24 protein-coding genes are annotated in these 20,060 nt (G+C 59.0%); 16 read left to right on the forward strand and 8 right to left on the reverse strand.

Going from position 1 to position 20,060, the window contains the following annotated elements:
• Positions 1 to 34 precede the first annotated feature (34 nt).
• From PJL69_RS15675 to PJL69_RS15685, 3 genes are all read left to right on the forward strand, one after another.
• Positions 35 to 1,216: an aspartate aminotransferase family protein gene (locus tag PJL69_RS15675; RefSeq protein ID WP_271310500.1), complete on the forward strand. Its 1,182-nt coding sequence runs from the start codon at positions 35 to 37 to the stop codon at positions 1,214 to 1,216.
• Positions 1,217 to 1,228: 12 nt separating this feature from the next.
• The gene (gene argF / locus PJL69_RS15680) at positions 1,229 to 2,152 is read left to right on the forward strand and encodes an ornithine carbamoyltransferase (RefSeq protein ID WP_271310501.1); all 924 of its coding nucleotides are present in this window, start codon (positions 1,229 to 1,231) and stop codon (positions 2,150 to 2,152) included.
• A gap of 119 nt (positions 2,153 to 2,271) precedes the next feature.
• Positions 2,272 to 3,309 carry a 2-dehydropantoate 2-reductase gene (locus tag PJL69_RS15685; protein WP_271310502.1) on the forward strand — a complete coding sequence of 346 codons (1,038 nt, stop codon included), beginning with the start codon at positions 2,272 to 2,274 and terminating at the stop codon, positions 3,307 to 3,309.
• Positions 3,310 to 3,340: 31 nt separating this feature from the next.
• On the opposite strand, the gene PJL69_RS15690 is transcribed toward PJL69_RS15685, so the two are convergent.
• The 4 genes from PJL69_RS15690 to PJL69_RS15705 form a co-directional block, all read right to left on the reverse strand.
• Entirely contained in the window at positions 3,341 to 4,822 is a 1,482-nt protein-coding gene (locus PJL69_RS15690; RefSeq protein ID WP_271310503.1) for an inorganic phosphate transporter, read from the reverse strand.
• A gap of 77 nt (positions 4,823 to 4,899) precedes the next feature.
• On the reverse strand, positions 4,900 to 5,358 hold the full coding sequence (locus tag PJL69_RS15695; RefSeq protein WP_209098298.1) for an NUDIX hydrolase: 459 nt from the start codon (positions 5,356 to 5,358) through the stop codon (positions 4,900 to 4,902).
• 107 nt (positions 5,359 to 5,465) lie between these two features.
• Complete coding sequence (gene hrpB, locus PJL69_RS15700) at positions 5,466 to 7,910, reverse strand: ATP-dependent helicase HrpB (protein ID WP_271310504.1); 2,445 nt, start codon at positions 7,908 to 7,910, stop codon at positions 5,466 to 5,468.
• 55 nt (positions 7,911 to 7,965) lie between these two features.
• Entirely contained in the window at positions 7,966 to 8,544 is a 579-nt protein-coding gene (locus PJL69_RS15705) for a hypothetical protein (protein ID WP_441347501.1), read from the reverse strand.
• A gap of 220 nt (positions 8,545 to 8,764) precedes the next feature.
• On the opposite strand from PJL69_RS15705, the gene meaB reads away from it, so the two are divergent.
• From meaB to PJL69_RS15735, 6 genes are all read left to right on the forward strand, one after another.
• Positions 8,765 to 9,736 (forward strand): methylmalonyl Co-A mutase-associated GTPase MeaB, encoded by a 972-nt coding sequence (gene meaB, locus PJL69_RS15710; RefSeq protein ID WP_271310506.1) that lies wholly within the window; start codon positions 8,765 to 8,767, stop codon positions 9,734 to 9,736.
• A 71-nt stretch (positions 9,737 to 9,807) separates the two neighbouring features.
• Positions 9,808 to 10,497, forward strand: a complete 690-nt coding sequence (locus PJL69_RS15715) for a DAPG hydrolase family protein (RefSeq protein ID WP_271310507.1) — start codon at positions 9,808 to 9,810, stop codon at positions 10,495 to 10,497.
• A gap of 194 nt (positions 10,498 to 10,691) precedes the next feature.
• Positions 10,692 to 11,303: a DAPG hydrolase family protein gene (locus PJL69_RS15720; RefSeq protein WP_271310656.1), complete on the forward strand. Its 612-nt coding sequence runs from the start codon at positions 10,692 to 10,694 to the stop codon at positions 11,301 to 11,303.
• 192 nt (positions 11,304 to 11,495) lie between these two features.
• Positions 11,496 to 11,786, forward strand: a complete 291-nt coding sequence (rpmB, locus tag PJL69_RS15725; protein WP_209098307.1) for a 50S ribosomal protein L28 — start codon at positions 11,496 to 11,498, stop codon at positions 11,784 to 11,786.
• A gap of 102 nt (positions 11,787 to 11,888) precedes the next feature.
• Positions 11,889 to 12,242 carry a hypothetical protein gene (locus PJL69_RS15730; protein ID WP_271310508.1) on the forward strand — a complete coding sequence of 118 codons (354 nt, stop codon included), beginning with the start codon at positions 11,889 to 11,891 and terminating at the stop codon, positions 12,240 to 12,242.
• A gap of 39 nt (positions 12,243 to 12,281) precedes the next feature.
• Complete coding sequence (locus tag PJL69_RS15735) at positions 12,282 to 12,761, forward strand: copper chaperone PCu(A)C (protein WP_271310509.1); 480 nt, start codon at positions 12,282 to 12,284, stop codon at positions 12,759 to 12,761.
• Between the two features lie 56 nt (positions 12,762 to 12,817).
• Here the strand turns inward: PJL69_RS15735 and PJL69_RS15740 are convergent, their stop codons facing one another.
• A complete protein-coding gene (locus PJL69_RS15740; protein ID WP_271310510.1) occupies positions 12,818 to 13,522 on the reverse strand; it encodes an NAD-dependent deacylase in 705 nt (234 codons plus the stop codon).
• 92 nt (positions 13,523 to 13,614) lie between these two features.
• Between PJL69_RS15740 and PJL69_RS15745 the strand changes: the two genes are divergently transcribed.
• A complete protein-coding gene (locus tag PJL69_RS15745; protein ID WP_271310511.1) occupies positions 13,615 to 14,043 on the forward strand; it encodes a low molecular weight protein-tyrosine-phosphatase in 429 nt (142 codons plus the stop codon).
• Between the two features lie 144 nt (positions 14,044 to 14,187).
• Here the strand turns inward: PJL69_RS15745 and PJL69_RS15750 are convergent, their stop codons facing one another.
• Positions 14,188 to 15,153: a LysR family transcriptional regulator gene (locus tag PJL69_RS15750; protein ID WP_271310512.1), complete on the reverse strand. Its 966-nt coding sequence runs from the start codon at positions 15,151 to 15,153 to the stop codon at positions 14,188 to 14,190.
• 89 nt (positions 15,154 to 15,242) lie between these two features.
• On the opposite strand from PJL69_RS15750, the gene hisD reads away from it, so the two are divergent.
• On the forward strand, positions 15,243 to 16,553 hold the full coding sequence (hisD, locus tag PJL69_RS15755) for a histidinol dehydrogenase (RefSeq protein ID WP_271310513.1): 1,311 nt from the start codon (positions 15,243 to 15,245) through the stop codon (positions 16,551 to 16,553).
• A 51-nt stretch (positions 16,554 to 16,604) separates the two neighbouring features.
• On the opposite strand, the gene PJL69_RS15760 is transcribed toward hisD, so the two are convergent.
• Entirely contained in the window at positions 16,605 to 16,925 is a 321-nt protein-coding gene (locus PJL69_RS15760; protein WP_271310514.1) for a hypothetical protein, read from the reverse strand.
• A gap of 228 nt (positions 16,926 to 17,153) precedes the next feature.
• Here PJL69_RS15760 and PJL69_RS15765 point away from each other — a divergent pair, with 228 nt between their 5' ends.
• The 3 genes from PJL69_RS15765 to PJL69_RS15775 are packed head-to-tail and all read left to right on the forward strand — an operon-like array spanning position 17,154 to position 18,443.
• Complete coding sequence (locus PJL69_RS15765) at positions 17,154 to 17,474, forward strand: antibiotic biosynthesis monooxygenase family protein (RefSeq protein WP_209098316.1); 321 nt, start codon at positions 17,154 to 17,156, stop codon at positions 17,472 to 17,474.
• A gap of 40 nt (positions 17,475 to 17,514) precedes the next feature.
• Positions 17,515 to 17,922, forward strand: a complete 408-nt coding sequence (locus PJL69_RS15770; RefSeq protein WP_209098317.1) for a universal stress protein — start codon at positions 17,515 to 17,517, stop codon at positions 17,920 to 17,922.
• Positions 17,923 to 17,939: 17 nt separating this feature from the next.
• Complete coding sequence (locus tag PJL69_RS15775; RefSeq protein ID WP_271310515.1) at positions 17,940 to 18,443, forward strand: hypothetical protein; 504 nt, start codon at positions 17,940 to 17,942, stop codon at positions 18,441 to 18,443.
• Between the two features lie 110 nt (positions 18,444 to 18,553).
• Here the strand turns inward: PJL69_RS15775 and PJL69_RS15780 are convergent, their stop codons facing one another.
• Entirely contained in the window at positions 18,554 to 19,054 is a 501-nt protein-coding gene (locus tag PJL69_RS15780) for a HugZ family pyridoxamine 5'-phosphate oxidase (protein WP_271310516.1), read from the reverse strand.
• 112 nt (positions 19,055 to 19,166) lie between these two features.
• Between PJL69_RS15780 and PJL69_RS15785 the strand changes: the two genes are divergently transcribed.
• Positions 19,167 to 19,565, forward strand: a complete 399-nt coding sequence (locus PJL69_RS15785) for a hypothetical protein (protein WP_271310517.1) — start codon at positions 19,167 to 19,169, stop codon at positions 19,563 to 19,565.
• A gap of 211 nt (positions 19,566 to 19,776) precedes the next feature.
• On the forward strand, positions 19,777 to 20,055 hold the full coding sequence (locus PJL69_RS15790; RefSeq protein ID WP_271310518.1) for a TFIIB-type zinc ribbon-containing protein: 279 nt from the start codon (positions 19,777 to 19,779) through the stop codon (positions 20,053 to 20,055).
• Positions 20,056 to 20,060: the final 5 nt, after the last annotated feature.

Here is a 20,060-nt window from a genome sequence, read left to right on the forward strand (position 1 = left end):
ACTGAGGCTCATGATCTGAAAAAGGAAGATCGCAATGATCCCGTCCATTTTGCCAACATACAACCGCGCACCGCTCACGTTTGAGAGCGGTGAAGGAAGCTGGATGATCGAGGCGGACGGCCGACGTTTTCTGGATCTGGGCGCCGGTATTGCGGTGAATGTGCTGGGGCATGCAAATCCTGTGCTGGTCAATGCGTTGACCGAACAGGCGGGTAAGCTGTGGCATGTGTCCAATCTCTATAACATCACCCAGCAGCAGGCGCTGGCGGATAAGCTGGTGGCGCATACCTTTGCCGACACCGTGTTTTTTACCAACTCAGGCACGGAATGCTGTGAGCTGGCGGTGAAGATGGCGCGCAAGTACTGGAACGACAAAGGTCAGCCGGAGCGTGTGGAGATCATTGCCTTCGAAGGCGCGTTTCATGGCCGCAGCTCCGCGGGCATCGCGGCGGCGGGCTCTGAGAAGTTGGTGAAAGGCTTTGGGCCATTGTTGCCGGGCTTCCATCAGGTGGCTTGGGGCGACGTGGAAGCCGCCAAGGCGCTGGTTGGTGATCAGACCGCTGCGATCATCGTGGAGCCCGTGCAGGGGGAAGGTGGCATTCGCCCGCTGCCGGATGCGGACCTGAAAGCGCTGCGCGATATCTGTGATGAGGCGGGCATTCTGCTGATCATGGATGAGGTGCAATGTGGCGTGGGCCGGACTGGCAAGCTCTTTGCGCATGAATGGGCCGGTGTGACGCCTGACATTATGATGGTTGCCAAAGGCATTGGCGGCGGCTTCCCGCTGGGCGCGGTGCTGGCCACAGAAGAGGCCGCAAGCGGCATGGTGGCGGGCACCCATGGTTCCACCTATGGAGGCAACCCACTGGCCTGCGCTGTTGGCGGCGCGGTGATGGATGTGGTGGCCGATGAGGCGTTTCTGGCGGAGGTGAACCGCAAAGCAGGCCTGTTGCGCCAGAAGCTTGAAGGGCTGGTTGCGGCGCACCCGGATGTGTTTGAAGAGGTGCGTGGCGCGGGCCTGATGCTGGGGCTGAAATGTGCCAAAGCGACCTGTGGCGATATGGTGGCTGCGGGCTATGACCATGAGGTTGTGACCGTGCCTGCGGCGGACAATGTGGTGCGTCTGCTCCCGCCTCTCAACATCACAGATGACGAAATTGCCGAAGCCGTTGCGCGGCTTGAGAAAGCGGCGGCCCAACTGGGCGCGCAGGTTTAAGGACTGAATACAATGAAACATTTTCTGGATATCAACAAAACCGAAGTTGCCGATCTGCGGGGCATGATCGACAGCGCGAAGGCGATGAAAAACGCGCGCAATGGTCGCCCGAAAGGCGCGCTGGATGATGATCTGCCGCTGAAAGACCACATGGTTGCGCTGATCTTCGAAAAGCCATCGACCCGGACGCGGGTGAGCTTTGACGTGGGCGTGCGCCAGATGGGTGGGCAGACCATGGTGCTGTCCGGTTCTGAGTTGCAGCTGGGCCATGGGGAGACTGTCGCGGACACTGCCAAAGTACTGAGCCGCTATGTCGATCTGATCATGATCCGTACCTTTGAAGAAGCGACCCTGCTGGAGATGGCAGAGAACGCCACTGTTCCAGTGATCAACGGGCTGACCAACCGCACCCACCCGTGCCAGATCATGGCGGACATCCTGACATTTGAGGAACGCAACGGCCCGATCGCGGGCAAAAAGGTTGTTTGGTCTGGTGACGGCAACAACGTCTTTGCGAGCTTTGCCCATGCGGCAGGGCAGTTTGGGTTTGATCTTACCTTCACCGGGCCGCAGACCTTGGACCCAGAAGCGGTTTTCATCGAAGAGGCGCGTGCCAAGGGTGTGAAGGTGGAGATTGAGCGGGATCCTGTCAAAGCCGTGCAGGGGGCCGATCTGGTTGTTACGGATACATGGGTGAGCATGCATGATGCGGTGTCGACCCGCGAGCGTCGCCACAACCAGCTGCGTCCTTATCAGGTCAATGAAGAGCTGATGCGCCATGCGGCCGATGATGCTCTGTTCATGCATTGCCTGCCTGCGCACCGCAACGAAGAAGCCACTGACGCGGTGATGGACGGCCCGGCCTCTGTCATTTTTGATGAGGCGGAAAACCGGCTGCATGCGCAGAAAGCGGTGATGAAATGGTGCCTGAACTGACATCTGTATCAGTGATGTGAAACAAGAAGCGCTGGCCCTGGCTGGCGCTTTTTTGTTGCGCTGTCTTGACCTGTGGGGGCCGCGAGCGGAGACTTGCCAAAGCAAGGGGCGGGACAGATATGAGTGACGCAGAGCGCAGTGCAATACACCCTCGGATTGTCGTGGCCGGGGCTGGCAGCATTGGCTGTTTTGTCGGCGGGATGCTGGCGCGCTCAGGGTGCAACGTGACGCTGCTGCTGCGCGCGGCAACGCTTGAAGAGATCTCCCAAAATGGGCTGACGCTGACCGATTATGCCGGTCTGGATGTGGCGCTTTCTCCTGACAGTTTTGCGATGGACACCGATCCGGCCTGCCTTGCTGAGGCAGACATCGTTCTGGTGACGGTCAAGAGTGAGGCCACGGCAAAGATTGCGGGTGAGATCGCGCATCATGCCCCAAAGAACGCGGTGATTGTCAGCTTGCAGAACGGTGTGGAGAACGCGGCCAATCTGCAGGCGGCACTGCCGGAGTATGATGCGCGCGCGGGTATGGTGCCGTTCAATGTGGTTTGGGTTGGCGGTGGTCGGTTTCACCGTGGCACCAGTGGCGATATTGCCATCGCGCAGGGGGGCGGCCATGTAGGGCGTCATCTGAGCTGTCCTGATCTGGCGGTGTATGAGCGGCGGGATATGGCTGCGTTGCAGTGGGGCAAGCTGGTGATCAATCTCAACAATGCGTTGAACGCCCTCTCTGGGCTGCCGTTGCGTGTGCAGATTGGTGACAGGCGCTGGCGGGGGCTGATGGCCGCGCAGATGGAAGAGGCGCTGGGCATTCTGGAGGGGGCAGCGATCCGCACGCAGAACCCGGTGGCAGCGCTGCCGATGCGCCATGTGCCAACTGTGCTGCGCCTGCCGACGTGGCTGTTTCGTGTGGCGGCTAAAACGATGCTGTCGATTGATCCAAATGCGCGCAGCTCCATGTGGGAGGATCTGGATCGTGGGCGGGCCACGGAGATTGACGAGTTGCAGGGCCAGATTGTGCGACTGGCGGAGCAGTTGGGTCACGTGGCGCCGATCAACGCGGGTGTTGCTGAACTGATCCGGGAGGCTGTGGCCGCAGGTGCTGGTGCGCCGGGTATGCCTATACAAGAGCTACAGGAGCGCCTGCGCCGTGCGTGACGCCGCAGGCCGCCAGTGTTGGCTGGCAGGTTTAGCTGGTGACCGCGTTTAGCAGCAGGAAGATCACAGCTGACATAGTGGCGGCGGCTGGCACGGTGATGACCCACGCAGCGGCAATGGTCATGAAATGGCTTCGGCGCACCAGCTTGCGGCGGCGGCGCTCTTCGGGGGCGATGCGTTTGACCACAGGGCGCTGGCCCGTGTTCTTGCGCAGGCGTTTCTCTGCGTCCCATTCGCGGTAAAAGCCGACGCCGAAGATCCCGCCCACGGCGATGTGGGTGGAGCTGACCGGCAGGCCAAGCCAGGAGGCGACAATCACGGTGATGGCGGCAGACAGCGCGACGCAATAGGCGCGCATGGGGTTCAGCTTGGTGATTTTCTCACCCACCATGCGGATCAGTTTGGGGCCAAAGAGAAACAGACCGAAAGAGATGCCAAAGGCGCCAATGATCATCACCCAGCTCGGGATGGAGACTTTGGTGGCGATGTCGCCAAATTCTGCGGCGTATACAATGGCGGCAAGCGGGCCCACCGCGTTGGCCACATCGTTTGCGCCATGGGCAAAGGACAGCAACGCAGCTGAGAAGATCAGCGGAACGCCAAACAGCACCTTGAGGGATTTGTTGCGATTCTCCAGCCCCTGAGACTGTTTGTGGATCAGCGGTTTGGAAATCACATAGAAGGCTACGCCCGCCCCGGCGCCAATCAGCAGAGCGGTTTGCAGATCAATTTTCATGATCCGCTTCAGCCCTTTGAGGGCAAGATAGGAGGCAAAAGCGGCGGCCATGATGCCGATCAGAACCGGCACCCAGCGGCGGGCGGCGGCGATCTTGTCATCCTGATAGATGATCCGCGCCTTGATGAAAGCGAGGAAAATGGCGGCGATGACGCCGCCCAGAACCGGAGAGATCACCCAGGAGGCGGCAATTTTGCCCATGGTGGGCCAGTTCACGGCGGCGAACCCGGCAGCGGCGATGCCCGCGCCCATCACGCCACCCACAACAGAATGGGTGGTGGACACCGGCGCGCCAACCCAGGTGGCGATGTTGACCCAGAGTGCAGAAGAGATCAGCGCCGCCATCATCGCCCAGATAAAGACCGATGCATCGCCCATGCCTGAGGGGTCAATGATGCCTTTGGAAATGGTGGAAACCACATCACCGCCTGCAAGCAACGCGCCTGCGCTTTCACAGATGGCGGCGATGACAATCGCGCCACCCATGGTGAGCGCATTGGCCCCCACAGCTGGCCCCATGTTGTTGGCCACATCATTGGCGCCGATGTTGATCGCCATATAGGCGCCAAACCCGGCGGCAGCGATAATGATCAGACTGTTGGAGCCTGCACCCGTCAGCAGACCTGCAAAAATCGCGGCGAGCACAATGAAGGCCAGAGCAATGCCAAGCCCAACCATTGGGCGAGAGACATAGAGAGTCGCGGCTTCAAGATGAGAAATACGGTGAAGATCGCGGTCCAGCGTGGACCACTCTTTGCCACTGTTTGGCGCAGACATAGCAGAGAATCCCAGATTGCTTGCGCGGGGGCCTATCCCCAATGGCGCGGCAATGCAAGAAACCGGTCACAAAAGTGTTACAATTGCCGCAGTAGCGCCTGCAGCTCTGGTTCATCCACCAGATGGGCGGCCTCAGATGGGGCGACCCATTTGCGGGTGCGTTCTTCGGCTTCTGGGAAGTCGTCTACCATTTTGGTGACTTCTGTTTCAAAGACGGTCACATCAACGCCCACGGCCAGACCGCCATCCAAACGTTTGTCATAGCCATATACACCAAGAGGCTCGCGGTTGATGTTGGCGTCTTTCACGCCGGCTTCTTCCCAAGCTTCTCTCAGGGCGGCGTCTGCGGCATCGAGCCCGTCAATCGGCCAGCCTTTGGGCAAGACCCAGCGGCCCGTGTCCCGCGATGTGATGAGCAGGATTTCACGTCCTTTGCCAGCTTTACGCGTGCACAGCGCTGCCATCTGGATGCGGCGCGGACGCCGCCAAATTGGCGCAATCACACTGTCGTAGGCGGTTTTAATGGCACTGGTCATAAACGTCTGCTCGGTCTGTGGATAAGTCCGCTTTGCGGATCTGCTGATTATCAAGTTGTGTATATACGTTTCTGAAACCGATAAATCAAGCTATGGTGAATAATTCCTTAATTTTTGCGCCGTTTTGCGCGCAATGTTGGATCTGCTTCGGTGGGATCTTCGGGCCAAGGGTGTTTGGGATAGCGCCCACGCATGTCTTTGCGCACATCGGCATAGGAGCTGGCCCAGAAGCCGGGGATATCCATTGTGGTTTGCACGGGTTTCTGGCCGGGTGAGAGCAAAGTCACGCGCAGCGGTGTGTTGCCAATCATGGGATGTGTGGTCTGACCAAACAACTCTTGCAGGCGCAGGGAGATTTCGGGGTGCTCACCGGCGTAGTCGATCGGAATTTTACGATCCAGCGGTGTTGTGAAATGCGCAGGCGCGAGACGATCGAGCAGTTGCATCTGGTTCCAGTCCAGCCGTGCGCGGAGGGCATCGAGCGCATCAGATTTCTTCCAGTGCTCGGCGGTTTTGATGCCGGTGAGGTGGGGCAGGAGCCACTCCTCTATGCTGTCCATCAGAGCGCCTGGGGACATGTCGGGCAAATCATGGCCTGCGTCACGGATCAGGGTGACGCGCGCGACAAAACGCTGTGCCGCAGGCGACAGTGTTATGCCAAGGTCGCGCACGCCATCCAGCATGGCCTCGGCGATGGCCTCAGAGGGGGCGTCTTTCCAGATGCGGTCATCCAGAGCGATGGCGCCTAAGCGTTCCTGTTTGCGCGCGATCACGCGGCGCTCCCGTTTGGACCAAGCACAGCTGTCTTCCCAGTCGATATGTGCCTCAAAGAGGCTGCGCACCTGCGATTCAGAAATTTGTATGGCCTGTCGAATGCGGGCTTCGCGCGGGTTGCCATCGGTGTCGGTTACGACAATCAGGCGTGTGTTTGCGAGCGGGTCGCTTTCCTCCATCACCGCGCCTTTGCCGCCGGAGAGCACGAAGCGGGGGGCGTCGCCTTTGCGGTGCAAACCGATGCGGTCCGGATAGGCGAGGGCTGCGAGTTCTGCCGCGCTGTAGCTGGGCGCAGCTTTGGTTTTTGTGGATTTGGCGAGGCGTTTGGCCTCGTCTTTGAGCGTGTGCAGCGCGGCGCGGTTGACCCCATAGGGGCGACGATCTGTAAACGCCTTGAGATCGCTGAGGGCTTCCATGCGCAGGGCGAGATCCACGGGTGCCTCGCGGGTCAGGGGATCCCGCGCGGCCAGCAGGGCCGCCATTTGGGCACCCTGCGGTCCTGCGATGGTCAGCATATGGGCGAGGCGGGGATGCAGGGGCAGGGCGGCAATGGCTTTGCCATGTTCTGTGATGCGGCCTGTATCGTCCAGAGCATCGAGCATCTGGAGCACGGCCTGCGCCTCTGCAAAGCTGCCGGGATTGGGTTGGGACAGGAAGGCAAGATCGCTGGGCGTTGCCCCCCAGAGCGCAAGCTCCAACGCAAGGCCGGTGAGGTCTGCGGCCTCGATCTCGGCGGGCGGGAAGGGCAGCAGCGCACCTTCCTCACCTTTGGTCCAGAGGCGATAGCAGATGCCTTCGGCGACACGGCCCGCGCGGCCTTGGCGCTGGGTCGCTTCGGCGCGGGTCACACGCTCTGTCACAAGGCGGGACATGCCGGAGCCCGGATCAAAGCGCGCGCGCCGGGCGCGGCCTGCATCCACCACCACGCGCACGTCTTGAATGGTGAGGGAGGTTTCCGCAATTGAGGTGGCGAGCACCACCTTGCGGCCGTCTGTGGCGGGACGGATCGCGGCTTGCTGATCCTTGAAGGGCATCGCGCCAAATAGCGGATGCACGGTACAGTCCGCTGACAGTTTCAGAAGGGCCTGTGTGCGGCGGATCTCGCCTTCGCCGGGGAGGAAGACCAACACGCCACCTTCGGTTTCACTGACGGCTTGTGTGATGAGGCGTGCGGTGGCCTCCTCCAAGCGGGTGCCTTTGGCAACTGGCTTGTCGAGCCAGCGGGTTTCCACCGGGAAGGCGCGACCTTCTGAGGTGATGATCGGCGCGTCCCCCATGAGGGCGGCGACCGGGGCGGCATCGAGCGTGGCGGACATGGCCAGCAGGATCAGATCGTCGCGCAGCGCGTCACAGATTTCGAGGCACAGCGCGAGGCCAAGATCGGCGTTCAGAGAACGCTCGTGAAATTCGTCGAAAATCACGGCACCTACGCCTGACAGCTCTGGATCGGATTGGATCATGCGGGTCAGGATACCTTCGGTGACAACCTCGATCCGCGTGGCTTTGGAGATCTTGCTGTCGCCGCGTACGCGGTAGCCCACGGTTTCCCCGGCGTTTTCCCCCAAAGTCTGAGCCATGCGTTCAGCAGCGGCGCGGGCCGCGAGGCGCCGCGGCTCCAGCATGAGAATGCGGCCCTTTGTTAGATTTGCCTCCAGCATCGCGAGCGGCACCACGGTGGTTTTGCCTGCGCCGGGAGGCGCTTGCAGCACGGCGCGATTGCGCGTGCGCAGGGCAGAGAGCAGGGGATCGAGGGCGTCGTGAATGGGGAGCTGCGTCATGGGGTCGTTATCGGTCAGGCTTGCCGCCGGGTCCAGAGGGGTTGTATCGCCCGCGCTAGTCGCGACGGATCAGCTTGGCCCTGCCGTGGCGCGACGTGAGGCGCACTTCGGTTGCGCGCCAGATCTCCCCCACGCGGCTGTAGGTCACAGAGAGTGGGGAGGTTTTCAGCTCAGCAAGTTCTTCTTCTGAGTAGCCACCGATGCGGTCATAGGTGCCGGAGCAGGTCACGCTGTCGCCATCCTGCTGGCGGGTTTTGAGCGTGATGCGCACAAGGCGGGTTCCGTCAAATTGGGTTCGCTCAATCTGGCAAAGTGTGGCGTCTGTTTGGTCGCGCAGGCTGAGCCACATCATGCTCATCGGGTCGAGCGCGCCTTTGGTGCGGTTGGGGGCAATGGGCGTTGCAGGGCTTTGGGCGCCTTTGGTTTTGATCAGCAGATCGTTTTTTGCAACCAAACTGGTTTCTGATACGCGCTTACCTGTGTTGATATAGCCGTCATATTTCGCCGGTTTCAGGTCGGATCCACTGCGTGTGCCTGCGCCAGACACGGTGAAGCGGATGCTGCGCAGAACGCCGGCGAGGCCGGTGGTCTGAAAACTGCCTGCGCCCTTATAGCGCTCTGCGGATTCGTCCATTTCCAGTGTGAGCTCTCCCACTTTGAGGCCGAAGGCATGGACCGACCAAAGCTGGTTTGTGGTGTCTGCCTTGGCCGCCGAGAGACACAATTGCGCGAAAAAGACTGCGGCGCAAAAGCACGGTAGGCGCAATTTGCGCGTGTCGATGTGTCGCTGGACTAGACAAGAGAGGGTGGGGCGCGGCATGAAGATTTCCAAACAAAAAACACAGGGTAGCGCTATGGATATCGCAGATCTGCGTGACAGAATACTGAAACAAGAGCGCAGAGCGCTGGCGCGGGCGATTACTTTGGTGGAAAGCGCGCGCGAGGACCATCGCGCGCAAGCGAGTGCTTTGCTGGAAAGCCTGCGAGGGGCTGGGCGGCAGGCGCTGCGTGTCGGGTTGTCTGGGACGCCGGGAGTGGGGAAATCCACCTTCATTGAGAGCTTCGGCATGATGCTGACCGGGCAAGGGCTGCGGGTTGCGGTGCTTGCTGTGGATCCGTCCTCTGCGCGCAGTGGCGGCTCGATCTTGGGGGATAAAACCCGGATGGAAAGGCTGAGCCGGGACAAAAACGCCTTTATTCGCCCGTCCCCCAGCCAGACCCATCTGGGCGGTGTGGCCCGGCGCACGCGGGAAGCGGTGGCGCTGTGTGAGGCGGCTGGCTTTGATGTTGTGTTGATTGAAACCGTTGGGGTTGGACAATCGGAAACGGTGGTTTCTGAAATGTCTGATCTGTTTCTGTTGTTGCTGGCGCCTGCGGGGGGTGATGAGCTGCAAGGCGTGAAGCGCGGTATCATGGAAATGGCGGATGTGATCCTTGTGAACAAAGCGGATGGGGCACTCAAGACCACCGCGATGCGAACCTGTGCGGATTATGCAGGGGCGCTGCGGCTTTTGCGCAAGCGACCACAAGACCCAAAGGGATTTCCCAAGGCGATGACCGTGTCCGCGCTGGAGGAAGAGGGGCTGATGACTGCGTGGAAAGAGATCAACACGTTGACAGAGTGGCGTAAGGAAGAAGGGCATTGGACAGCCCGGCGTGCTGCACAGGCCCAGTTCTGGTTCCATGAGGAAGTCCGGCAGGGTCTCTTGGCGCGCCTGCATAAGGCGCAGGCGCGTAAGGACCTACAATTACTGGATGAAAAAGTCGCATCTGGTGTGATTACGCCGTCTCAGGCGGCGCAGGAGATGCTTGCACGCTTGGCATAACTGGATCATTCTGTCGGTCACCTTTTTGCGTTTCTGATGCGGATAAGGAGCTGAGATCGGAGTTTATGCGTATGCAAGAGCACACGGCTTTTTCGGAGGGTGCCGGGCAGGCGCATCCTCTCGGTTGGCCGTCAAGACAGCTTAAAGATGCATATACGTCGATTGTGCAGTTGCAAAACGGGTGTTTGCAGTTGCGGGTGGAGCACAACACCCTCAAAGGGGTCACTGCGGAAATGCTGGACTGGTGGTTCAGCGTGTTTGTCTCTCAGCGGGTCTCCTACCGAGGTGATGTGAAAAAGGCGTTTCTTTTCTGGCATCCTCAAGACCATGTCGACATTCGTGTGTCTGATGACAAAGCGTTGCGGCCGCTCAGGGTGGGGGATGAATTTTACGTTGGTGAGATGTTTGGTGGTGATCCCAAGTTGCAGAGCCGCGAGCGTGTCTGGGTGTCCAAGCGCGACACGGCTGGGTTCCATGTGTGCCTGAAACGTGCCGGGGTCAGAATTGGCAGTATCTGCTACAACTTTCAGGATGTGCCCGGAGGTGTTGATGTGGTGACGGAGGCCACGCTTGGTTTTGAGCGTGGTCTGGCTAAGACACTGCTGAATAACTTCATCGCGCGCTTGAGTTTTAACATGGGGATGTCGGACCCATGGTTGCTGCACAACGTTCAAGAATTTGGATATTTGCAGCAGTTTTTACCTGAACTGTTTTCAAAGCGTGCGCAGGGTAATGTTATTGTGCTGGAGGATCGGGGTTAAATGGTTGCGCAGCGGTGCTTTGGTGAGGTCGCATCCTTTAGTTCGACTGCGATATTGGGTCGGGCTGTTCTGCAGAGTGCAGGAGCGATTGTTCTTTGGTGATGCGTTTGTTTCGTTCCACTGACTTGCCTGAACCTCGGCCCCTAGATTGGCCACGTCGGCAGTTTAGTGACGCCAAGTTCCTTTTTGAGCAAATGCGCGATGGGCGTATCATGATCGAGTTGCATCACAACACGATCAAAGGTGTGACGCCCGAGATGTTGAACTGGTGGTTTGGCGTCTATGCGACGCAGAAGATACGGATTTGTGAGCAAGTCTTTGACGCCTATCTGATCTGGCATCCGCAAGACAATGTGGGGCTAAGTGTGTCGCGAGGCGACCTCAAGGAGCCTTTGCGCGTGGGGGATGTGCTGGCTGTCAGGCGGTATTTTGCGCGAGATCGGGCCTTTAAGAGCTATGAACGGTTTCATGTCATGCAGCGGGATGCCGAGGCCTTTGCGGTCAAGGTGCATCGGCTTGGCATGCAGATGGCGATAGCGCGTTGGGAGTTTCAGGCAACACAAGACGGCACTGATGTCGTGATGCGCACCGAAGTTGGTGTTGAAAACGGGCTTGTGAAGGTGATCATGAACAACTTTATCCTACCGATGGTTGTCGACATGAAGCTTTTGGATGCGTGGCTACAGTATAGCGTCGAAGAAATTGGCAACTTTGAGTTCTTTTTGCCTGCGCTCTATGCGAAGCGAGATCAGGGTGCCGTGATTGATCTTTCGGACGAGTTGGGGCAGAGATCGTGCGATCTGTGAGTGTATTCGTCTTATGATGGGCGTATTTGCTTTGCGGAATCGTCAAATAATGAACGTGAGCCGCTGAATCACTTGACGCCCCTGCCAATTCCGCCTAATCACGCCAAACAAAATTCCGGGCGCGGCCTTGGCAGCGCCCTTATGCTTTGACGGGGCCGTTATCCCCGTGCACCGTAAAACGAGGATGAACCCATGTCGCGCCGTTGCGAATTGACCGGAAAAGGCCCGATGACTGGCAACAATGTCAGCCACGCCAACAACAAAACCAAGCGTCGTTTTCTGCCTAACCTGAACGACGTGACCCTGCAGTCCGAGACCCTGGGCCGTGGCGTTAAACTGCGTATCTCCGCAGCTGCGCTGCGCACCGTTGATCACCGCGGTGGTCTGGACGCATTCCTGGCAAAAGCTAAAGATACCGAGCTTTCTGACAACGCTCTGAAAGTGAAAAAAGAGATCGCAAAAGCACAGGCAGCAACTGCCTAATTTTGCTGACCTTTTTAGGTTTTGACAGCCTCGCAGTTTTGCGGGGCTGTTTCTTTTTGTCGCCTTCACAAAGTTAAGATGACGTGCCTATATGCGGGCATAATGGTGGCTTTCCGCAGATATCTCACGATGGCCTTGGTGGCTGTGCTTGTGCTGACAGGGCACAGCATGGCTGTGGCGCGTGGCATGCCCGGTGTGGCTGGATATGCGGAGTATTGTATCGCCGAAAGCGCGGTAATGGTGCCGGTGGATGCGGATGGCAACCCAACCGGGCCGGCGCATATCTGCCCGGATTTCAGCGCCTCGCTTTTCACCTGGGTTGTGGATGACGAGCCGATCCTGCCTATGGTTTTGGGGCATGTGCGTAGTCTGCGGATTGTGCGTGGCGACTTTGATGAAGCGATTCGCACTGTTGCGGTAAACGCCCGTGCGCCTCCTGCCTTCGTGTTCTTCTGACTTTTTGACACGATACCCTATAGGGACAGGAGACTTGATATGTCCGTAAAAACAACCGTCGTTGCTGCCATTGCAGCCGTTTCTTTTGCCTTTCCTGCGTTTGCGGAAAGCACCATTGCTGTGAAAGACGCCTATGCGCGGGTGGCCACGAAAGTGTCCAAATCCGGGGCAAGCTTCATGGTTATTGAAAACACAGGCGACGAGGACGACCGTCTGGTGGCGGTGTCTTCCGAGGTGGCGAAGCGCACTGAACTGCACACCCACAAAGAAGATGCGAATGGCAACATGCAGATGCTGCATGTCAAAGAAGGCTTTGCGGTGCCTGCAGGGGGCAAGCATATGCTCGCGCGTGGTGGGGATCACGTGATGTTCATGGGGCTGACCCAGGGTCTAGAGCATGGAGATGTGGTCACGCTGACGCTGACCTTTGAAAAGGCCGGTGACATCACGCTGGACGTGCCCGTGGATCTGGAGCGCAAGCCTGCGCATGGTGATGGGCACGGCGCGCATAAGCACTGAGCATGCTGCAAAGATTTGATCATTTGGCCATCCTTCGGGGTGGCCCTTTCGTAAGATCAGCTGCGTGTTTGAGCAAGCTCGCGTGCCACCCAATCCGGCACGATCTCTGACGCGTGGCCAAGGTGGACCTCCGCAAAGCGCGACGCACCAGCAGAGGGCTCCAGATTAAGCTCGATGGTATGCGCGCCGATGTGGTCCGCATGGGCGACAAAATTGGCGGCTGGGTAGACCTCACCTGAGGTGCCAATGGAGACAAACAGATCTGCCGCGTCCAAAGCCTGTTCGATGCGTTCCATAAAATAGGGGATTTCGCCAAACCACACGACGTCTGGCCGTGTTGCGGGCGCGGCGCAAGCGGGGCAGGGATCTTCTTTTGTCATGACAGGTGGCGCTTCCCAGCGGTGGCCACATGCGGCGCACAGCGCGCCGGCCAAGGTGCCATGCATATGGAGCACATTCTTGCTGGCTGCCTTTTCATGCAGATTGTCCACGTTCTGAGTGACAATCAGCAGGGTGCCATCCAGTTCGGCCTCGAGCTCTGCGAGCGCGTGATGTGCGGCATTGGGTGTGGCCTCGGCGGCATTGCCGCGTCGGGCGTTGTAGAAGGCGTGAACCAAGTCAGGATTGCGGGCGAAGCCCTCCGGTGTGGCCACATCTTCGATGCGATGCTGCGCCCAGAGCCCGCCCTCGTCGCGGAAGGTGCCAAGGCCGCTTTCAGCACTGATGCCTGCGCCGGTGAGGATAACGATATTGGTGCCCATGGTGGTTTTCTGCTTTCTGGCTGTCGGGTGGCGGCTCTGCTCTGACTGTGGCAATCTCGCGCTGGACTGGCAAGGTAAGGGAATGATGTGCCATGAAAATTCTGTTTGTGTGCCTCGGCAATATTTGCCGTTCACCCACCGCAGAGGGCGTGTTTCGCGCAATGGCGCCTCAGGCGCAGGTGGACAGCGCGGGCACTGGCGCCTGGCACGTGGGGGAGCCGCCTTATGGCCCAATGCAGGCCGCCGCACGTGCACGTGGGTATGATCTGTCTGATCTGCGCGCACGGCAGTTTGTGGCGCAGGATTTTGCGCGATTCGATCTGATCATTGCGATGGATCGCGACAATCTGAGCAATATAGAGCGGTTGCGGCCCGCAGGTGATGATACGCCGGTGCGGCTGTTCACCGGGTATGAAAGCAGTGGGGCAGAAGCGGTGCCAGACCCCTACTACACCCGCGATTTTGATGGGACACTCGATCTGATCGAAGACTGCGCGCGCGGGCTGGCGAAAACGCTCTGAAAGCGTGCGATGGGGGCATTAGTTTCGGAAAATTGAAAACTAACGGCTGGTGTTTCTAAAGCAGAGCTTGCCCCTCTTGCGCAGCAGACCAGCGCGGCCCGACATTGGTTTCGATGTCCAGTTGGAGCCTCGGTTGTGTCGCGCCTATTTGTCCAAAACGCGGAATTCCTCTTCCAGCCATGGGAATTTTTCTATGGCGGGTGTGATCATGTGGCTGGTGAGCAGATTGCGCATGGTCTGCGCCACGTCACGCGGCACCGTGTCTGCCCAATCGCCGCTGGCGAGCAAAGAAATTGTGCGGCTGAATGGCGCAAACGGCAGGGGATGCGCGGTGACGCGATCGTGGAAGCGGGTGGCGCGCAAATACCCCAGTGGCGTTGTGATCGCCCAGCCGATCCCGCGCGAGACCATGGCGATCAGCGAGGGGTTCGAGCTGATTTCAAACCGATGTGGGATGTCGATCTTGCAGCGCTTCAGGTGCGCCTCAATCTGTCGTCCAATAAGTTGCTCCTGTCCGTAGCGCAGCATGGGCAAGTTCGCGAGCGCAGACATCACATCCCCCTTGGCAGGCACGCGGCCAGCGGGCGCGATCAGGATGAAAGGGTCGCGGGTCAGCGGATATTCGGCAATGCCGTCCATCACTTCCCCAGAGGTCGCGGTGATCGCAAGGTGCAGGTCACGGGCGCGAATGGCCTTTGTGATTTCGTGGCTCGGAGCGGTCACAAGGCGAAACTGACAGCGGGTCATGGACTCCGCCAGGGTCGTCACCAGGCGGGGGGTCAGGTCATTGTCAAAGTCATCAATGATGCCCATGGAGAGCTGGGTGAGGTGCGTGAGATCCATCACCGCCAGCTCGGACTGTGCAAGACGCAATTGCGAGAGCACAGCGCTCGCACGGATCAGATAGGCCCGCCCCGCTGGGGTCAATTGCATGGGGCGTTTGCTGTGGTCGAGCAGGTCGGTGCCAAGCGCCTTTTCAAGATTGCGGATCTGTTGAGACACAGCGGGTTGAGACAGGCCCGTGATTTCGGCCGCTTGCGCCACGGCCCCGGTGGCGGCCAGCGCCTCAAACACTTCCAAACCCCTGAGGGTGACACCTTTGTTCAACATTTTGGCTCTCCGGCAGATTTGCCTTTTGTGAATAGTCGCGCGGGTTGGGTCAAGCCAAGAATAGACAATAGAAACTGTGGGAGACGGCGATGGCCATCACATATTTGAAACGCGCAGACGCCGCTGTGGCAGAGGCAGGGGCCGCAGATGCCCGCGACACTGTGGAGATCATGCTGGCCCGGATCCGGCAAGGTGGCGAGGCCACAGTGCGGGCGTATGCGCGTCGGCTGGATCGCTGGGAAGGGGCCATCGTTGTGGTGCGTGATGAGATGGCAGAGGCGGCGCGGCAGGTTGCACCAGAGCTGCGGGAGGCCATGCGCTATGCGTATGACAATATCCGTCGCTTTGCGGAGGCGCAGCGCAACAGTCTGAATGAATTTGAGGTTGAGCTGCGGCCTGGATTGATGGCAGGGCAGCGCGTGATCCCCCTGCATGCTGCGGGTTGCTATGTGCCGGGTGGGCGCTATAGCCATATTGCCAGCGCTTTGATGAGCATCACCACGGCGCGGGTTGCTGGGGTTGAGGATGTGACGGCGGCGTCACCGCCGCGTCCAGATGAGGGCATTCCGGCGGCGATCCTCTATGCCATGTGGCTTGCGGGGGCGGATCGTGCCTTGGCGCTTGGCGGTGTGCAGGCCGTTGCGGCGATGGCCGAGGGGCATTTTGGTGCAGGGCGTGCCGATATTCTGGTCGGGCCGGGCAATCAATATGTGGCGGAAGCAAAACGCCAGCTGTTTGGGGAAGTTGGCATCGACATGTTCGCAGGGCCCACCGATGTGCTGGTCGTGGCGGATGACAGTGCCGACCCGGATCTGGTGGCGTGGGATCTGGTGGGGCAGGCAGAGCATGGGGGCAATTCGCCCGTGTGGCTGGTCTGTGACGATCAGGCGCTGGCGGAGGCTGTGATGGCAAGGATTGATGGCTGCGTGGCGCAGTTGCCAGAGCCCAATCGCAGTGCGGCCAGACAGGCGTGGGCGGAGCGTGGGGAGGTGATCCTTTGCGCCGATCGAGAAGAAATGGCTGAAGTGTCTGATGCTTATGCGCCAGAGCATTTGCATGTGCAGGCGCGCGATCTGGCATGGTGGCAGACGCGGTTGCGCAGCTATGGCTCTTTGTTTCTTGGTGAGCGCGCCTGTGTGACGTTTGGCGACAAAGCTGCGGGGCCGAACCATGTGCTGCCCACCGACAAGGCCGCGCGTTATACGGGCGGGTTGTCAGTGCATAAGTTCCTGAAAACCGTCACGTGGCAGCGCGTGGCCGATGAAGCGCTGCCAGAGCTGGTTCGGGCGTCATCGGTGATTTCGCGCGAGGAGGGCATGGTGGGGCATGCCATCAGCGCGGAGATGCGGGAGGCGCAGTTTTTGCGGCCACCCAGTTTGAAGCTGGTGAGTGGCGCTTAGGGCCGTGACCGAAGCGCCGGAAACACAAGACATGCCGTTTGTCGCTGCGGATCAGCGCAGGTGGTTGCAGCTGCGCGTCGCATCTTCGCCGAACGCCTTGTAGCGTTTCCAGAAAATTTCGTGGCTGCGGCTGTCGGACTGGCGGACTTCCTGCGCCTTGTGCGGTTCTTTGATAAAGCTTGCGGCCAGTCGCTGATCCGCGCGCGACAGCGACTTGTTGGCCACTTTCTGAATGCAGCGGCACAGGTTGCGGTTGGCCGCGTCACGCTCAGATTGTTGGCAGGCACGATTGAGAACGCGCGCGTCAACTTGCTGTGGAACGAATGGGATCAGTACGGCTGCCAGCAGCAGCGCCAGTAGTGCTCGGGTCATAGTTGCCTCATGTCTCTGCTCGGGCCCGTGGAGATTCTTTTGGTCCATCGTTGCGGCCTGACCGGATATCGCGCTTATTATGGGGCAGCTGTTGCTTTGTTGCAATCACAAGCGCGTGGGTTTTGAAGGCCATCAGTCAGGACTGAAATTGCGACCGTCTGTCTGAGCGTCAATAGAAGGGCCCGCTGTGATGCATTGAGGCTAAGCCAATGAAATGGAGGAGGAAATATGCCCAGGATTACCAAGGAAACAGACCTTCAAACCGTGATCACAACTTTTGAAATGACGCCCGGCACCTGTCAGGATCTGCTGGATGCCCTGACCGAAGCTTATGATCAATTTATTTCAAAACAGCCTGGATTCATTGCGGCAGGATTGCATGTGAATGACGCGCAAACGCGGGTCGCGAATTACTCGCAGTGGCGTCGTCGCGAGGATTTTCAGAGCATGTTGCGCAGTGCGGAAATGCGGGAACGCAACCGACGTATTCACCAACTGTGCCGCAGTTTCGAGCCAGTGATGTATGATGTTGTCGAGGCTTTCGATTGAGCATAGTCTGATCGCAGTTTCAAAGGCTTAGGAGGCCGTCATGTATCATCATATCTTGGTTCCCGTGGCTTTTGATGATGGGCATGATCCAAATGAGGCTATCGCTGTGGCCCGCCGGTTGGTGGCTGAGAATGGGCGCGTGAGTTTGCTGCATGTCATGGCGCATGTCCCGAGCTATGTGATGAACTACGTGCCTGAGGGGTTTCAATCCGAGGCCCGTGCTTCAATCGAGGCCAGTCTGGAGGCCATGGGCGCAGATTTGCCCCATGCACGCGGCATCGTGAAGGAGGGGGCCGTGGGCAAGACAATCGTTGGTTGGGCCAAAGATGAAGGTGTTGATTGCATCGTTATCGCGTCGCATAGACCTGGGGTGCAAGATATAGTACTTGGCAGCACCGCAGCGCAGGTTGTCCGGCATGCCACCTGTGCGATACACGTCACCCGATAGTGAGGAGCTCTGCCGAAATGATGAAGTCTGTCAAATGGTTACGTGGTATTGCTGCGGCTGCGATTTTGTTTTTGGCGGGGCCTGTTTTTGCAGATGACGACAACGGATTCTCAGAACATCAGACCAAACGCGCGGTGGATACCTTTGAGGCAGCGTCGGCAGCCTGTGCGACTTTGGATCCGGTGTTTCGCGTAGATTGTCTGCGGCAGGCTTACAGTCAGACGGTACGGGTTGTTGCCAATGCCTCGGTCTATTGGGAAGCAGAAGTGGCGCTGACGCGCGTGAACCGTGGGCTTTATGCGTTTGTGCGAGAGCATTTGGATCGCAACGTTGCGCGGGTACGGGTGAATGGCGGACGGATCAAGGCTGTGACGCCCGCGTCGGTGCCGGTGGCGCAGCAACTCTATCGCGATGGTGTGGACCGTGCGGTGGCCGCGATGCGCGGCGCGTCGTCTTTGGAAGTGCGCTATTTCGAGCCGATCTCTCAGGCGCTTTTGGCGACAAAATCCATGATGCAATAGTCCGGTCGTCCCTGCGGTTTTGTTGCGGGGGCTTGGCGGTGCAGAACCAGCCGTTTGGGCGCCGCTTTGTCGCGACCTGATCGCGCGCGACAAAGCTGTGTTCCGACGGGTTAAGCTGGATTGGTCGCAGGTGTCATATCGGCCTGCGTGAGCGTGTAAGCTTTGGCAAAGCCGCCGTTGAGAAAGCCCTTTAGTGGGATCAGACGGACGAAATTGAAATCACCGAAATCCGCGTAGATTTTTGCCTTTGGGCGCTGGTCGAGATAATGCGCGCGCAAGGCCGTGTGATCTTCGCTACCGCGTGTCACAAATTCCGCCCGTGCTTGAATGGTGAGGCGTGGATGGGTGAGCGGATCCCCCTTTTCGCGAGGTTCAACCAGCAGCAAGGAACAGCGCGGATCAGCGCGCAGTGCCGTTGTGTGGCTCGCGAGGTCTGAGATCAGCGTGAGCGGTTCAAATGCAGGTGTGGTGGCGAGCGCGACTCGGGTGGCGGAGGGGGCACCTGTCTCTGGATCGATGACAGCCATAGAGGCGTAGGTTGCGTCTCGGATCATGGCTTGTGCAAAGGCGCGGGCGTCGTCATCGGCGGGCAAAAAGGGATCTTTTTTCATATCTCGGTGTCAGCTTAGGTGATTTGGGTTTGAAATAGGCGGGGTGCGTTTGTGCTGCCGTTGGGGAGCGTGCCCTTCGGGTGAGGCTGCCTTACGTCACGGTCTAAACGCTTTGGCAAATGGCGATCTGGAGGGATGGCTGGCTGAGCGGCTGTGCCTGCGTTTGGGGCGTGCTGTCTTGCTCGATCTGGCGTTGGGCTGGATCTGGCTGGAGCGCGGGCTGCATGCGTTGGAAGCGAATTGGCGGGCCGGTCTGTCTGTCGCGATCTGGCTGGCGTGTGGCTGCCTGCGTTTGGGGCTTGCTGTCTTGCTGGACCTGGCGTTTGGCTGGGCCTTGCTGGAGTGCGCGCTGCATGCGTTGGGTGCAAACTTGCTCGCTGAACTGTCGGGAAGGTGCTGGCTTGATCTTGGCTGCCTTCGTGCGTGGCTGGCTGTCTGGCTTGGTCTGTTTGACCTTGCTGGATTGCTTGCTTCGTACGTGGGTTGCGATCTGGCTCGCTGTATTTCTTGAGTATCTACTTAGGGTGAGTCGGTGCGGGATGCAAGAAAAATCGTTTAAAAACAAATACTTGAGTAGTTTTGTCGGAATTGCGGGGCGCAGAGTCTTTTTGTCGGAATTGTGCGCATTTCAGCGAAATGCCGCTATCTCCTTGCCGTGACAGGTGAAAAGTCTGAGTGGGCTCCCTATTTTCAATGTATCTAAACCTGAGAGGAGAGCTTTGATGAAATGTCCGGTGGATGGCGCAACGCTGGTGATTGCAGACCGCAACGGGGTGGAGATTGACTATTGCCCGGAATGCCGTGGGGTCTGGCTGGACCGTGGAGAGCTGGACAAGATTGTGGAGCGCGCCGGGGCCTATAGCGCGCCGCCGCCACCGCCGCGCGCAAGCCACACGCAGGAGCAGCGCGGGCATGATCAGAGCTATGATTCCCGCTATCAGGGCAAGCCGCGCAAAAAGAAAAAGATGAGCAGCTTTCTGGATGACATCTTTGATTTCTGAGGTTG

Origin of the sequence: Shimia sp. MMG029 (genome assembly GCF_027947445.1) — a bacterium.
In the GTDB taxonomy this organism is placed as follows: Bacteria; Pseudomonadota; Alphaproteobacteria; order Rhodobacterales; family Rhodobacteraceae; genus Shimia.